The organism is Vibrio sp. 10N.222.47.A9 (genome assembly GCF_963872585.1).
In the GTDB taxonomy this organism is placed as follows: Bacteria; Pseudomonadota; Gammaproteobacteria; order Enterobacterales; family Vibrionaceae; genus Vibrio; species Vibrio splendidus.
This window is the reverse complement of record NZ_CAWNBB010000034.1, coordinates 1-15,655: the sequence shown is the minus strand read 5'-3', so window position 1 is coordinate 15,655 and position 15,655 is coordinate 1. Positions and strand designations below refer to the sequence as shown.

Sequence of the window (15,655 nt, the reverse complement as noted above, 5' to 3'; positions counted from 1 at the left end):
TAACAACTCAACAATGCGGAGTTATTCATCATGCCTAAGATGAAAACCAACAAAGGTGCTGCTAAGCGTTTCCAGAAAACTGCTGGTGGTATTAAGTTTAAGCACGCTGGTAAACGTCACATCCTGACTAAGCGTACTACTAAGAACAAGCGTCAGCTTCGTCCGAACTCAATCCTTCCAAAATGTGAAGTGGCTGCAGTTCTACGTATGATGCCATACGCTTAATTCTTTTTAGTTTATAAATTCGTTTAGTTTAGGAGAAGCATAATGCCTCGCGTAAAACGTGGTGTACAAGCTCGTGCACGTCATAAGAAAGTTCTAAAACAAGCTAAAGGTTACTACGGAGCACGTTCACGTGTTTACCGCGTAGCTTTCCAAGCAGTTACCAAAGCTGGTCAATACGCTTACCGTGACCGTCGCAACAAGAAACGTCAATTCCGTCAACTTTGGATTGCACGTATCAATGCGGCATCTCGTCAAAATGGTCTATCTTACAGCCGCTTCATCAATGGCCTTAAGAAAGCATCTATCGAGATCGACCGTAAGATTCTTGCTGACATCGCAGTATTCGACAAAGCAGCGTTTGCTGTTCTAGTTGAAAAAGCGAAAGCATCTCTATAATTTAGAGTTAGCTTAAAGGTTTAAGAAAAGGAGAACTTCGGTTCTCCTTTTTTATTGCCTGTAATTTAGCTCTTTAGAGATTCCCTACTCCTTCCTTCGTCAGTCTAGGGAATGACGAGATAAAATTCCGCATCTAATTTTTATTCGCTTGAACAGGCATTCTGGTATATAAACATCTACCTAACCTTTTAATGTTAAGCGACCGGAATAAATGACCGCACCTACCACTATGACGTTCTTCGAACGTTTTGAAACTGACATCCTTTCTGGCAAGAAGACGATTACTATTCGCGATGAATCTGAGCGTGACTACCAGTCAGGCAGTGTTGTGGAAGTATCAACGCTAGAGCAAGGACGTGTGTTCTGTAATCTTAAGATCATCAGCGTTGAGCCAATTTTGTTTGATGACTTAGGTGAGTTCCATGCTCAGCAAGAGAACATGACGCTGCAAGTACTCAAAGACGTGATTCAAGATATCTATCCGGGTATCTCTCAGCTGTATGTGGTTTCCTACGAGCTTGTGTAACCCGCTTTAAATGAAATTTGTTGATCACTACAGTGTTTAACTGCTGAGCAATAAGAAAGGGAAGTCACAATGAGTGAATTACAGAACGAAACAGTTCAGAAAATTCTACTTCAACTTTATTGTCGTGAGCAAACTGAGCAGCCGTTAATTTCTAGAACTGATCTCAACATTGCTCTTTATGATAGCGAAGGCTTTCTAGCGTGGCGTGATACCAAGCGTGACTTTACTGTCAGTGATATCGAGAGTCGAGTGTGGGTGAAGAGTTGCCCCGGCGGCTATATCACTGAAGTGCACTTTAATGCTGACGGTTCTCTAACTGAATACCGTTTGTTCGATCGATTTGAAACAACAGGGCAGTGGCAGTTAGCTGACGGTTTGTTACACGTCGAGATTCTGAAGGGTGACAACTGCTACCAGTTTGCTGTTGTGGCTCGTGCTGATCTTAATATTCATTCTGCGGTGGAATATAAAAATGGTGAGCTGCATTCGTATCTGAAATTGGTGCAGGCTGAGCGTTAATCCTTTTTAGTCGACCTTGCTTGCCCATTAAAATGAGTGATGTTCCAAGAATAAAAAGCCAACAGTGATGTTGGCTTTGTTGTTTTCAATTCTACCGAGTACTTCTAATCAACGCGCTATTAAGCTATTAAGTTAAGCCATTAAGCTTTGAAGTTCGCCAATCGAGTATAAAGCTCGCTGTCTTGGTCTTGCTTTGCACAAACCGTCAGTAGGTCTTCAATAAAGTACTTCAATGCACGCGCTTCAATTCGGCGAATGCCTTGTTGCTGTTCTTCAGTTAGGTAACCGTAGATAGTCGCAGCGCCAAAGTCACCAAAGATCATTTGGCCTTGTTCATTAACCAAAGTGTTATGTGCGTATAAATCACCATGACAGACCTTGTTGGCATGAAGGTGTTCAAACACATCAATCATCTGATCTGTAATACTGTTGATCTGAGCAATTGAAAGCTCAAAGCCTTCATTGAACGTATCGCGAGTACAGCTTTCAAGAGTAGGGGGCAAACCGAGGTTGTAATAGTTGCTTGGGATAAGCTCCATGACTAACGCTAGGTAGTCTGACTCGTCGACTTGAGCGATAGATTTCACTAGGTTGCTATGTTGGCCTGCTTGAAGACACGCTTCAAGTTCATCGTGTGGGTAACCGTCACTGGTCACTTCGCCTTTGAATACTTTAACCGCCACTTCTTGTGGGAAATCAAAGTCACCGTTTAACCAGTTAGCATGAGAAATCACACCAGACGCACCTTGTCCAAGTACTTGATTTAGTGAGTAGCACTGCGAACTCACGGCAGGCACGCTATCTAAGCTGCTTGGGTGTTTACAAAACGGGTTACCCGCAAACGCTAACCAAGCCAGTTTTGGTAGCTTGATTAGGAACTCAGGGAATTCAGTCAGCTGGTTTGCAGACAGACGAACTAGCTCAAGGTTTGATAGGTTTTCCATGCTTTCTGGTAGAACACGAATCTTGTTACCCGCCAATGCGAGCTTTTGTAGTCGTGGTCTTTCACCTAGTGAGCTAGGCAGAGCCTCAATCTCATTGTCGGTCAGGATTAACCAACGTAGTTGAGTAGGCAGAGATTGCTCGCTAACGGTTTTGATTTGGTTCGTTTTGAAGCCAACCATTTCAAGCTTAGGAAGTGACCCCAGAACATCAGGCAGGTGCGTAAACAGGTTATTCGACGCGAAGATAATACGCAGGCTGGTCAGCTGCGATAACTCAACAGGTAAATCTGACAGCTGATTTCCTGAAAGGTCCAGAATCTCTAGCGAATCGGCGAGTTCTAAGATCTCTAATGGAAACTCGGTGAGACTTTCTGACAGTTTTAAGCGCTTAATACCTTTGAGTTGCCCTGATTTTAATTGTTCTAGAGTATGCAAACCTTAGCCTTATGAATAGATGTTCGAGGCGCGTAGTTTACTTGTCTCAATCAAGAAATGCGAGCACCGGAACGATGCTCGCTTAACTAATCTAAGTGAACGAATCTACGAAGGTTAAAGTCGTATATGGTTTTGGCTGACGCCGACCTCCTCAACAAAATCAGCATCATGACTCACCAAGATAAATGCGCCTTTGTATCCACGCAAAGCGGACGCCAATATTTGTTGTGAGTCTATGTCTAGATGGTTGTCCGGTTCATCGAGCAATAGAAGTGGGGTGTCTTGCTTGTGGCTAACGATCAACATCGCCAGTTTCATTTTTTCACCACCACTTAAATGTGCCACTTTTCGGTATACGGAGTCTCGTCGGAACCCTATTCCAGCCAACAAGGTTCGCGCGTCACTTTCTGTTAACCCAAAGCTGTGTGTTATCAAGCTATCGAACATGGTGTCGTTTGTGTCTAATAAGCCAAAGTGTTGATCCAAGTATACCGTCGCCCCTAAGCGCTTAATTGAGCCGATATAGTTCGAGTGTTGGCCATGAATGGCTTTTAACAGTGTCGATTTTCCGCACCCATTAGCCCCAGTTAGATAACATCGTTCTCCCTGTGATAGAGAGAAGCTAATAGGAGCACCAGAACCAAAACTCAGGCGACACTCTTCAACGCTTAATAGTGAGTGTTGTTTAGAACAATTCGCTTGTTGTAGGTACAACGCTTGCGGCTTCAGTTGCTCTTGTTGTTCTTTAAGAGATTGAAGCTTATGTTGGTTTTGATCCTTTAAGTTCTTGTGGCTTGTTGCCGATGCACCTTGGGTTCGCCCTGCTTTATCTTTCATTGCATCCAATAATATCTTGGGTTGGCTACCCGATTTTCGGAATCGGTTACCTTGAGCCTCACGCTGCTGCGCCTTTTCCTTGTTAGTCTGAGCTTGGCGCTCGAGTCGTTTCTTTTCCGATTGATGATGCGTTATTTGCTTGTCCAGTGCTTCACTTTGACTCGACATTTGCGTGACGTAATGATCGTAATTCCCTTTATAGAAATGCATACCCAAACTGTTGAGGTGATAGATCCCTTCCATATGTCTCAATAAACTTCGATCGTGACTAACGACAAGTACTTTACCTTCAAACAACTGGTACTGTTCCAGTAACCAATTGCGCCCGTCGCTATCCAAATGGTTTGTAGGTTCGTCGAGAATCAGTATGTCGTGGTTTAATGCGAATAACCGATGAAGCTGTAAAAGGGCAAGTTGCCCACCACTCAATGTATGGCACGGCGTGGTTAACCCACGGGTTATTTTCAATGTGGCTAAAAGTTGCTTCGTGCTCGCTTGTAAATCCCAATCCTCGCCAACGATATTGAAGTGCTGCAGTTCGCAGCTACCTTGCTCTATCGCTTTTAATGCATCTAACTTTTCGGTGAGCCCTAAGAAGTCAGCGATGGTGATGGCGGAATCCAGTAGCGTTGATGGCAACTGAGAGTAAAAGCCGATCGAACCTTGGCGCGAAACACTCCCTGTTGTGGGCTGTTTTAGTCCAACGAGCAACGAAAGTAACAATGACTTTCCAGCCCCATTTTTTCCGACTAGGCCGGTGAGGCGAGTGCTCAAATTAAAGGTGATGTCTTTGAATAACCACTCACCAGTATCGAGTTGGAATGAGAGATTGTTGGCTAATATAGTAGGCATAAAAATACCTCCCTTTACGTGTAAACGAGTAAAAGGGGTGAGGCGCTTTTTCTATATAGAACCCTACACAGAATTCTATGTATAGATCGCCAAAGACGTTACTTAGGTAGCGTACCAATCAAAGATAGGAAATAGAGTGCTGATCTGATTTCTGTCTTTAAGGTACTGATCTTAAAGATGTAGCTTGTCAAAAAACGGATCTTTAAGAGCTTGATTTGTCGCGAAAATAGATGACGAAGTAACGCCCACTAACCCCGAGTGTCCAAATGATTTTTATAAAAATAAATCGGATGTCAGGATGTTAGTACTTCATTATGGCGTTATTCTCTTTTGAAATGATGGTGGGATAGTACTGAAAGAGGGTGCTTAAAGTCAATATGGTGATGTGATTAAAATGTATCCAAATAATTAAAGCGCCTCATTCCTATATATAGATATAGCCATGAGGCGCTTTAGAGTGTTCTTTGAAAGCAAGAGCTTCAAATAATGTGCAAATTACAGGTTTTGTCCGCCGACAGCTCGCCAACACATATCAAAGCTATCATTGATGTACTTCGATGTTTGCTCTGGTGGAGATTCGTTTTGCTCAATAAGCCAGTTTGCACAAATCAGAAAGTGGCTATGGATAAAGTGCCTTACAAGGTTAATGTCTAACACCATCAATTCACCGTCCTCTTGTCCTTGCAAAATGATCTCGTCTAATGACGCGAACATCTGCGAGACGATCACTTCTCGAGTTTGAGTTGTTGGGTCGAAATGAACATTGGTGAAGAACTTCATCGCAATCGGATTTTCTAGTGCCCATTCAATCCCAGTGATCCACATGAACTTAAAGGCTTGGTAGCGATCATCTACTGCCACATCAGTGTGCGGTTGAAGGGTCGAGAATAGCTCTAGCTTCAGCTCGCGAAACAGCTCATCAATCAATAGAGATTTATTCTCGAAGTGGTGAAACAGCGTCGCTTTCGCCACACCGGCTGTTTTCGCTATTTGTCCGGTAGATGTGCCCTCTAGCCCTTGTTGAGAGAAGAGCAGGAGCGCAGCATCTAGGATTTTTTGCCTTTTCGTAATCATCTATTTAGTACTTTGAACAGAATCTTTTTAATTGGGTTGTTGTAAGGAGGGTGCATTAACTTGGTGAAGTTAATTTTTCCTCTACTTAGAACAGTTTTTGCATGGCTAAAGGTCTTAAAGCCTTCAATGCCGTGGTAGTGTCCCATGCCTGAAGGGCCAATGCCACCGAACGGTGCGTCTTCTGCTGCCACATGCACCAAAGAGTCGTTAATACAAACACCGCCAGAATGCGTGCTCGTTAAGAATAGATCTTGAGTCTGCTTATGATGACTCATCAAGTACAAAGCAAGCGGACGTTCTCTTGTTGTGATGTAGCTGATCGCTTCTTCAATAGAATCATAAGGAACGATAGGCAGTACGGGGCCAAACAACTCTTCTTGCATTGCGACCATGTCGTCGTTCACTTCGGTGAGAAGGTGCGGCGTCATTCTGTGGTTTACATCGTCTTGCGCTTGTTCGGTGACGGTGTGAACAACTGCGCCTTTAGATTGAGCATCGGTAATCACCCCCTTCAAACGATTGTATTGACGCATATCGATCACTGAAGTTAAGTCTTTGCTCTCAATGCCTGCTTTATACAGCTTTTTGAAGTATTGCTTATAAGCTGTGATGAACGCATCGACTTTTTCTCGTGGCAATAAGATGTAATCGGGCGCCACACAAATCTGGCCAGCGTTTAAGCTTTTTGCAAACAGGATGCGTTCAACGGCGTCAGCCACATCAAAGTCGGGAGCAATAATCGTTGGAGACTTGCCGCCTAACTCCAAAGTTATTGGCGTTAAGTTGTCGACTGCCGCTCTCATGACGTGTTTACCCACAGAGGTCGACCCAGTAAATAGAATATGGTCAAACGGGAGCTGGCTAAATTTAGCGGAAACATCCGCTTCACCTTCGATAATCGCGACTTGATCTTCACTAAAGCCTTCGGCCAGCATGGCTTTTAAAACTCGGTTGGTCGCAGGAGTAAACTCGGACATCTTGAGCATTGCAGTGTTGCCCGCCGCTAACGCAGTGATGAGAGGACCTAAAGAGAGCATTATAGGAAAGTTCCAAGGAACGATAATGCCTACAACGCCCACAGGCTGATAATGGACCGTGATCTTTGCTGGCGTCAGCATCAAACCGGCTTTGCGGCGTGATGGCTTCAACCACTTCTTAAGGTTCTTATCACTGTAATTAATTTGGTGAAGAGAAGGGGTGATATCAGCAATCAAGCTGTCGTGTTTTGCGCGATGACCATAATCTTCAGACACTGCGTTAATCAATTGCTCTTGGTAGCGTATAAGTAATGCTTTTAAGGTAGAGAGATCTTTTCTTCTCTGCTCAAGCGTAGGATTAACATTATTGCGGTAGTGATCTTTTTGTCGGTTGAACATTTGATCCATGTCGTTGGTGCTCGACGTGTTTGGTTCAAGGTCTAGATTATGGTTCATAGTATCCCCTAAATTCGAAAGCTGACCGATTGGTTGGTCAGTTAAAATTACAAGAAGATCCAACCGAATACAAGATATGCGCGAGAAAAGTTCAAAAATTGAGCGGTTACAACATTGAAGTGAGCGAGTTTTAGTAGGAAGAACGAAGTGTTTATAGGCCTCGAATCGTGGGATACAAGTTGTGTTTGTGATAGCGAGAGTTCTGGTAGATAAGTGGTTATATTTGTGACAACCCTGACTTAACTTGACCAGATTAGCCAAGCATTTTACGAGTCTTTGGTATTTTATTCACCTGATTTTTTGTTAGAAAGTGCTTTAAATCTAATGCGCTTCAGCCTGTTTTTTGGCCTAAAACCTTGTAATACCTTACCTGTCACTTTAAGTCGGATCGTCGATAAAAAAACGTAATCGTAACCACAAATATCAATGGTTGGACTCACTCTTAATAATATCGGTTAATGCAGCCAACAAATCGTTTTCGAACGTTTTTTGTTGGGTTATACCTCGCTATTCCAATGAGGTATCTTCTGTCGATGGCCCTATAGTGTGAGGTCTCTAGAATTGGAAAATTCGGTTAATTTGGAACGCATCCGTGCTGAGTATAATGTAAAGCACTGGAGCCAAGGTTTTTATGGAATTGATGATAATGGCGAGGTGTATGTTTCACCGAGCGAAACCGATCATCAAGTTCCTCTTAGTCAGATCGTAAAACAGTTAGAGCAGAGAAATATTGGTTTGCCTGCTCTTGTGCGTTTTCCTCAAATCGTGCATCAACGTGTGCACAATATCTGTAACGCATTCAACCAAGCGATCGACGAATATCAGTACGATAACCGTTACCTACTTGTTTACCCGATTAAAGTTAACCAACAGAAAGAAGTGGTTGACGAGATCTTAGCGAGCCAAGCTCAATTAGAGCAGAAGCAGCTTGGTTTAGAGGCGGGCAGCAAGCCGGAACTATTAGCGGTATTGGCACTGGCTCAAAAAGCGAGCTCGGTGATCGTGTGTAACGGTTACAAAGACAGAGAATACATCCGTCTTGCTCTTATTGGCGAAAAGCTGGGTCATAAAGTATTTATCGTTCTAGAGAAGCTCTCTGAGCTTGATCTTGTTCTTTCTGAAGCGAAAGCGCTTGGCGTGAAACCTCGTTTAGGTTTACGTATTCGTCTTGCTTCTCAAGGCGCAGGTAAATGGCAAGCAAGTGGTGGCGAGAAGTCGAAATTCGGTTTGTCTGCATCACAAGTATTGACCGTTATTGAACGCTTGAAAGCAGAAGACCAACTGGATGTTCTAGAGTTAGTGCATTTCCATCTTGGCTCACAAATGGCCAATATTCGTGATGTACGAAATGGTGTGAGCGAAGCAGCTCGTTTCTACTGTGAACTGCGCGATATCGGTGCTCAATTGAAGTACTTAGATGTTGGTGGTGGTTTGGCGGTTGATTACGACGGCACACGCAGTCAATCTTCAAACTCAATGAACTACGGCTTGCTTGAGTACGCTCGCAATATTGTGATGACAGTAGGGGATATCTGTAAGCTCTACAATCAGCCACAACCCGTGATCATTTCTGAATCTGGTCGTTCGTTGACTGCGCATCACGCTGTGCTTGTTACTAACGTGATCGGTACAGAAAGCTATTCTCCGGAAGATATGGCTGCGCCTGAAGTTGATGCACCAATGTTGCTAAACAACATGTGGAAGAATTTTTTAGAACTAGATGCAGGTAACGATGATCGAGCGTTGATCGAGATCTATAACGACACGCAAAGTGATATCGCAGAAGCGCACAACCAATTTGCAACAGGCATGCTGAATCTTCAGCACCGTGCTTGGGCAGAGCAGATGTCTTTGCGTATTAACTACGAACTTAGCTCTCGTATGAGCACTAAGAACCGTTACCACCGTCCTATTTTGGATGAGTTGAGCGAGCGTTTAGCCGACAAGTTCTTTGTTAACTTCTCGTTGTTCCAATCGTTGCCAGATGCTTGGGGTATCGATCAGGTATTCCCTGTATTACCTCTAAGTGGTTTGGATAATGCGGACGAGCGACGCGCTGTTGTATTGGACATCACATGTGACTCTGACGGTACGATTGACCAGTATGTTGATGGCCAAGGTATTGAAACGACTCTGCCAGTTCCTGCATGGAATCCAGATGAACCATACCTGATGGGCTTTTTCTTAGTAGGCGCATACCAAGAGATCTTGGGTGATATGCATAACCTATTTGGTGATACTCACAGCGTAGTGGTGAATGTTGATGAAAGCGGTCAAGCGAATATCGACTACATCAATGAAGGCGACACGGTTGAAGACATGATGCGTTATGTTCATATCGATATGGACCTAATTCGTCAGAACTACAAAGAATTGGTCACGGCGAAAGTACCAGAACAAGAGCAACAAAGCGTACTTGAAGAGTTAGAGCAAGGCTTGATGGGTTACACCTATCTTGAGGATTTTTAATGAACGATCTATTTACCAAACCAGATTACTCGCTGTATTCCAATGCGATGACGTTTATGCGTCGTCCTTTGGTGCAGAACCCAATTGATAACGATGCTGACGTGGTTGTGTTAGGCGCGCCGTTAGATATGGCGACGTCTGGTCGTCCGGGGGCTCGTATGGGACCTGATGCGATTCGTCGTGCGTCGGTAAACTTGGCGTGGGAAGGTAAAAAATTCCCTTGGGACTTCAATGTATTTGAATACACCTCGGTGATTGATGCTGGCGACCTTGTGTTTGATTGTGGTGATGCAGAAGACCTAACTCAGCGTTTAGAAGCGGCTGCTGATGCGATTCTAAACAGTGGTAAAACTTTGTTAGGTTTAGGTGGCGATCACTTCATTACACTGCCTTTGTTAAGAGCATACGGCAAGAAGTTCGGTGAGATGGCTCTGATTCACTTCGACGCGCACACTGACACTTACAGTCAGGGCAGTCGTTACGATCACGGCACTATGTTCTACCATGCGCCAAATGAAGGTTTAATTTCGCCTGAACATTCAGTGCAAATTGGTATTCGCACTGAGTATAAACAGGAAGGTCACGGCTTCAATGTCATTAATGCGATGCAAGCGAATGACATGAGCGTGGATGAGATCATTGCTCAAGTGAAAGGCATTGTTGATGATAAGCCAGTTTACCTAACGTTTGATATCGATTGTCTGGATCCTGCTTTTGCTCCGGGTACAGGTACGCCAGTATGCGGCGGTTTGAACTCAGATAAAGTCCTGAAAATCATCCGCGGTTTGCAGGGCATTAACATGGTCGGTATGGATGTTGTTGAGGTTTCACCTGCGTATGACCAAAGCGAGATTACAGCATTGGCTGGTGCAACTATCGCACTTGAGCTGCTTTATGTTTGGACGGCAAATCGCCTCGCTAAATCATAGTGTTTGATTGTTAAAAGCGTAACGCTACATACTGATTTTAAAGCCCACTAAGTTTCAACTTAGTGGGCTTTTTTGTTTTGTCGAGCAACAAAAATTCTATTCTCGCATCTCAGTAAGTAGTCTTTTCTTGGCTGTGAACTAATAGGCTAAAAGGCTCGTATTCTACGGTCTATCTCATGGTTTGTGAGCGAAAAATCATCACATTGATTCTGAGCTGTGTCTCAAAGGTGGGACTTGCCTCTGCTTTACTAAGGATGCAGAGCTTACCTCTATTAATACCCTGTATTCGCTAATGATTTATCAACTTTATTACTGTATATATTTATAAAACGAAGAGGTGTCTTTATATTGCGCGCTCATTTGCATATCAATCAGCATCCTACTAACTTTTGACTAGGGTTTTCAAGCCTTGAAAGAATACTTGGATTTGCGAAAAGATGTCTCTTCGCACAGACATGGCATTTTTTATGGGGAAGACTAGGCTTAAGGGTAAGTAAACTATAAAAAAACAGGTGAAATACTTCTCTCTTTTCAAGCTGATTGGGCATAACAATGGACTGCCATTGATGAGAGCTAAGTATGCGTTCAATTAAAACCTGAAATTGCTATTACAAATAATTTTCACAGCGCTTAAAAATAGTGCTTTGTGACAACGGGGGATGTATGGATATTGAAGTTTCGCGCCAGGTTGCGGTAGTTGAAGCAACGAGTGGAGATGTCGTCGTAGTTAAGCCAGACGGCAGCGCAAGAAAAGTTTCAGTTGGCGATACCATCCGTGAAAATGAGATCGTGATTACGGCCAACAAGTCAGAGCTTGTATTAGGCGTTCAGAATGATTCGATTCCGGTTGCAGAGAATTGCGTCGGTTGTGTTGATGAAAACGCTGCATGGGTAGATGCCCCAATAGCTGGTGAGGTTAATTTTGACTTACAGCAAGCAGACGCAGAAACCTTCACTGAAGACGACCTTGCTGCAATTCAAGAAGCCATTTTAGGTGGTGCCGATCCGACTCAAATCTTAGAAGCAACGGCTGCTGGTGGCGGACTAGGTTCTGCAAATGCTGGCTTTGTGACGATTGACTATAACTACACTGAAACTCATCCATCGACTTTCTTTGAGACCGCTGGTCTAGCAGAACAAACTGTTGATGAAGACAGAGAAGAATTCAGATCTATCACTCGTTCATCAGGTGGCCAATCAATCAGTGAAACACTGACTGAAGGCTCCATATCTGGCAATACCTATCCCCAATCTATAACAACGACAGAAACGATTATTGCTGGTAGTTTAGCTCTCGCCCCTGACTCTTTCATTCCAGAAACTTTATCCCTCGCTTCACTACTTAGTGAATTAAACAGCGACATTACTTCAAGTGGTCAGTCCGTTATCTTCACCTATGACGCGACGACTAATTCTATCGTTGGTGTTCAAGGTACCGACGAAGTATTACGTATCGACATTGATGCCGTCAGTGTTGGCAATAACATTGAGCTCTCTCTAACCACAACGATTTCTCAGCCGATTGACCATGTACCGTCTGTTGGCGGTGGTCAGGTTTCTTACACTGGCGATCAAATAGATATTGCCTTTGATATTCAAGGTGAAGACACCGCTGGGAACCCGCTAGCAACACCCGTTAACGCACAAGTTTCAGTGTTTGACGGGATAGATCCGTCTGTTGAAAGTGTCAATATCACTAACGTTGAAACTAGCAGCGCGGCAATCGAAGGGACGTTCTCAAATATTGGTAGTGATAACCTTCAATCAGCCGTATTTGATGCAAGTGCACTGGACCAGTTTGATGGGTTGCTTAGTGATAATCAAAACACGCTTGCGAGACTTTCTGATGATGGAACAACGATTACTCTGTCCATCCAAGGTCGAGGTGAGGTTGTTCTCACTATCTCTCTAGATACCGATGGCACCTATAAATTCGAGCAGTCTAATCCGATAGAACAAGTGGGTACCGATTCACTGACGTTCGCTTTGCCAATCACGATTACCGATTTTGACCAAGATGTTGTAACCAATACGATCAACATTGCTATTACTGATGGCGATAGCCCTGTGATCATTAATGTTGACAGTATTGATGTTGATGAAGCGGGCATTGTTGGCGGCTCACAAGAGGGCACGGCGCCAGTGTCTGGCACTGGCAGTATCACCGCGGACATTTTTGAAAGTGACATCATTGACCATTATGAGCTAGAACCCACTGAATTTAATACTAATGGCACCTTGGTTTCAAATGGCGAGGCTGTGCTACTTGAGTTGATTGATGAAACCAACGGTGTAAGAACTTACGAAGGTTATGTTGAGGTCAATGGTTCGAGAATTACGGTCTTTGACGTTAAAATTGATAGCCCTTCATTGGGCAACTATGAGTTTAATCTTTATGAAGAACTTTCTCATCAAGGCGCTGAAGATGCGCTGCTAACTTTTGCATTGCCAATTTATGCTGTTGATGCAGATGGTGACCGTTCTGCACTGTCTGGAGGTTCGAACACACCAGAAGCTGCTGAGATCCTCGTTAATGTTAAAGACGATGTCGTTGAGTTAGTTGATAAGGTTGAATCAGTCACCGAGCCGACCTTAGCGGGCGATACTATTGTTTCGTATAACCTGTTCAATTTTGAAGGCGCAGATGGTTCTACAATTCAATCGTTTAACTACGACGGTGTTGATTACTCACTCGATCAAAGCCTGCTCCCCGATGCTACCCAGACTTTCAGTTTTACTGAAGGTGTCGTCACTATCTCATTAAACGGTGACTTCAGTTTTGAAGTCGCTCGTGATATCGACCACTCAAGCAGTGAAACTATCGTCAAACAGTTCTCATTTTTAGCCGAAGATGGTGATGGGGATACTGATAGTTCGACGCTTGAGTTAAGTATTACCGATGGCCAAGATCCGATCATTGATTTGATCCCGCCTGTGACTCTCTCTGAAACCAACCTTAGTGACGGCTCTGCGCCAAGCGGAAGTACAGTTAGCGCTACCGAGACGATTGCCTTTACCGCAGGCAGCGACGATGTAGCAAGTTTCCGTATTGAACCAACAGAGTTTAATGTGGGCGGTGCACTTAAATCGAATGGATTTTCGGTTGAGATAAAAGAAGATTCGGCTAATCCGGGTACTTACATTGGCTTTATTACCAACGGTTCGGGCGCTGAAATCCCAGTGTTTACGATTGCTTTCTCTACGAGCACATTGGGTGAATACACCTTTACTCTGCTTGAAGCGTTAGACCATGTAGATGGTTTAGATAAGAACGATCTGAGCTTTGATCTGCCTGTTTATGCGGTTGATACGGACGGCGACGATTCATTGGTGTCTCAGCTTAATGTGACTATCGGTGATGATGTTCAAATCATGCAAGACGGTACGTTAGATATCACCGAGCCAAATCTTGCTGACGGTACAATCACAACCAACACCATTGATGTAATGCCAAATCAAAGTGCTGATGGCGCGACGATCACTCAGTTCACTTATGACGGTGTCGTAAACACACTGGATCAAAGTATTTCAGGAGAACAGCAGTTCAGCTTCACAGAAGGCGAACTGTTTATCACCCTTGAAGGTGAAGTGCGCTTTGAGCCTAATCGCGATCTAGACCACTCAGTGAGTGAAGATATCGTGAAGTCGATTGTCGTGACTTCAAGCGACTTCGATAACGATCCGGTGACTTCAACCATTACGCTGACGATCACTGATGGTGATAACCCGACGATTGATGTTATTCCAAGTGTTACGCTTTCTGAAATTAACCTGAGCGATGGCTCTGCTCCAAGTGGCAGCGCGGTAAGCTCGACTCAAACTATTACTTTTACCAATCAAAGTGATGATGTGGTTCGTTTCCGTATTGAGCCAACGGAGTTCAATACTAACGATGATCTTAAATCGAACGGTTTAGCTGTTGAGTTACGTGAAGACCCGGCAGGGGCGGGTGACTACATTGGTTTTACGACCAGTGCGACGAATGTCGAAACCACGGTATTTACGCTTAGCTTCTCTAGCACTACATTAGGTGAATATACTTTTACTCTGCTTGAGGCTTTGGATCATCAAGACGCCCGAGGCAACAACGACCTCAGTTTTGATTTACCTGTTTATGCGGTAGACAGTGATGGCGATGATTCACTGATGTCTCCGTTAAATGTCACTATCAGCGATGATGTTCAAATCATGCAAGATAGTACGTTAGATATCGTCGAGCCAACCGTCGCAGATTTGGCCGCTGGCACAGTGACAACTAACACCATTGATGTGATGCCAAATCAAAGTGCCGATGGCGCGACGCTCACTCAATTCACTTATGATGGCCAGCTTCGAACGCTTGACCAAAATGATAATGGCGAGCAACAGTTCAGCTTCACGGAAGGTGAGTTGTTCATCACGCTTCAAGGTGAAGTGCGCTTTGAGCCTAATCGTAATTTAGACCACACACTCAGCGAAGACATCGTGAAATCGATCGTGGTGACATCTAGCGATTCCGATAACGATGTGTTGACCTCAACCGTCACTCTGACCATTACCGATGGTGATATCCCAACCATTGATAATGTGCCAACAGTGAGCTTGTCAGAAACAAGTCTGAGTGACGGCTCTTCACCAAGTGGCAGCGCGGTTAGCTCAACTCAAACCATTACTTACACCACTCAAAGTGATGATGTAACCAGTTTCCGTATTGAACCGACTGAGTTCAATGTTGGCGGTGCTCTCACATCAAATGGATTGGCAGTTGAGCTAAAAGCCGATCCAACCACTCCGGGCGGCTACATCGGCTTTGTTACAGATGGCTCGAATGTTGAAACTAACGTGTTCACGATTAGCTTCTCGGATACCAATTTAGGTCAATACACTTTCACTTTACTTGAAGCATTAGACCATGCGGATGGCCTTGCAAATAACGTTCTGAGCTTTGATCTGCCAGTCTACGCCGTCGACAGTGATGGCGATGATTCACTTGTGTCTCAGTTAAATGTAACCATCGGTGATGATGTTCAAATCATG

At 44.1% G+C, this 15,655-nt stretch carries 11 protein-coding genes; 7 read left to right on the top strand and 4 right to left on the bottom strand.

Annotated features, from left to right (window positions below; translation table 11 throughout):
• Nucleotides 1-30 precede the first annotated feature (30 nt).
• The 4 genes from rpmI to AACT19_RS10135 all read left to right on the top strand — a co-directional run bounded on the left by rpmI (nucleotide 31) and on the right by AACT19_RS10135 (nucleotide 1,666).
• A complete protein-coding gene (gene rpmI / locus AACT19_RS10150) occupies nucleotides 31-225 on the top strand; it encodes a 50S ribosomal protein L35 (protein ID WP_004733518.1) in 195 nt (64 codons plus the stop codon).
• A 42-nt stretch (nucleotides 226-267) separates the two neighbouring features.
• Nucleotides 268-621, top strand: a complete 354-nt coding sequence (gene rplT, locus AACT19_RS10145) for a 50S ribosomal protein L20 (protein ID WP_004733517.1) — start codon at nucleotides 268-270, stop codon at nucleotides 619-621.
• A 211-nt stretch (nucleotides 622-832) separates the two neighbouring features.
• Nucleotides 833-1,147 carry a N(4)-acetylcytidine aminohydrolase gene (yqfB, locus tag AACT19_RS10140; RefSeq protein ID WP_076646144.1) on the top strand — a complete coding sequence of 105 codons (315 nt, stop codon included), beginning with the start codon at nucleotides 833-835 and terminating at the stop codon, nucleotides 1,145-1,147.
• Nucleotides 1,148-1,216: 69 nt separating this feature from the next.
• Nucleotides 1,217-1,666 (top strand): hypothetical protein, encoded by a 450-nt coding sequence (locus tag AACT19_RS10135; protein ID WP_004733515.1) that lies wholly within the window; start codon nucleotides 1,217-1,219, stop codon nucleotides 1,664-1,666.
• Between the two features lie 140 nt (nucleotides 1,667-1,806).
• Here AACT19_RS10135 and AACT19_RS10130 read toward each other — a convergent pair whose 3' ends face one another.
• The 4 genes from AACT19_RS10130 to AACT19_RS10115 form a co-directional block, all read right to left on the bottom strand.
• On the bottom strand, nucleotides 1,807-3,045 hold the full coding sequence (locus tag AACT19_RS10130) for a leucine-rich repeat-containing protein kinase family protein (protein ID WP_076646142.1): 1,239 nt from the start codon (nucleotides 3,043-3,045) through the stop codon (nucleotides 1,807-1,809).
• 114 nt (nucleotides 3,046-3,159) lie between these two features.
• Complete coding sequence (locus AACT19_RS10125) at nucleotides 3,160-4,734, bottom strand: ATP-binding cassette domain-containing protein (RefSeq protein ID WP_076646140.1); 1,575 nt, start codon at nucleotides 4,732-4,734, stop codon at nucleotides 3,160-3,162.
• A gap of 495 nt (nucleotides 4,735-5,229) precedes the next feature.
• Nucleotides 5,230-5,808 carry a TetR/AcrR family transcriptional regulator gene (locus tag AACT19_RS10120; protein ID WP_017091636.1) on the bottom strand — a complete coding sequence of 193 codons (579 nt, stop codon included), beginning with the start codon at nucleotides 5,806-5,808 and terminating at the stop codon, nucleotides 5,230-5,232.
• Entirely contained in the window at nucleotides 5,805-7,241 is a 1,437-nt protein-coding gene (locus tag AACT19_RS10115) for a coniferyl aldehyde dehydrogenase (protein ID WP_076646138.1), read from the bottom strand. Before AACT19_RS10115 ends, AACT19_RS10120 begins: the two co-directional genes overlap by 4 nt.
• Nucleotides 7,242-7,802: 561 nt before the next feature.
• Here AACT19_RS10115 and speA point away from each other — a divergent pair.
• The 3 genes from speA to AACT19_RS10100 all read left to right on the top strand — a co-directional run.
• Nucleotides 7,803-9,710: a biosynthetic arginine decarboxylase gene (gene speA / locus AACT19_RS10110; RefSeq protein ID WP_076646232.1), complete on the top strand. Its 1,908-nt coding sequence runs from the start codon at nucleotides 7,803-7,805 to the stop codon at nucleotides 9,708-9,710.
• Entirely contained in the window at nucleotides 9,710-10,639 is a 930-nt protein-coding gene (gene speB, locus AACT19_RS10105; RefSeq protein WP_076646136.1) for an agmatinase, read from the top strand. Before speA ends, speB begins: the two co-directional genes overlap by 1 nt.
• Nucleotides 10,640-11,302: 663 nt before the next feature.
• A partial coding sequence (locus tag AACT19_RS10100; protein WP_131825223.1) for a retention module-containing protein occupies nucleotides 11,303-15,655 on the top strand: 4,353 nt, incomplete at its 3' end.

Coding starts and splice junctions, on each gene's coding strand:
- yqfB (WP_076646144.1), top strand. CDS start 833: ATGACCGCACCTACCACTATGACGTTCTTCGAACGTTTTGAAACTGAC.
- rplT (WP_004733517.1), top strand. CDS start 268: ATGCCTCGCGTAAAACGTGGTGTACAAGCTCGTGCACGTCATAAGAAA.
- AACT19_RS10115 (WP_076646138.1), bottom strand. CDS start 7,241: ATGAACCATAATCTAGACCTTGAACCAAACACGTCGAGCACCAACGAC.
- AACT19_RS10125 (WP_076646140.1), bottom strand. CDS start 4,734: ATGCCTACTATATTAGCCAACAATCTCTCATTCCAACTCGATACTGGT.
- speB (WP_076646136.1), top strand. CDS start 9,710: ATGAACGATCTATTTACCAAACCAGATTACTCGCTGTATTCCAATGCG.
- AACT19_RS10120 (WP_017091636.1), bottom strand. CDS start 5,808: ATGATTACGAAAAGGCAAAAAATCCTAGATGCTGCGCTCCTGCTCTTC.
- AACT19_RS10135 (WP_004733515.1), top strand. CDS start 1,217: ATGAGTGAATTACAGAACGAAACAGTTCAGAAAATTCTACTTCAACTT.
- rpmI (WP_004733518.1), top strand. CDS start 31: ATGCCTAAGATGAAAACCAACAAAGGTGCTGCTAAGCGTTTCCAGAAA.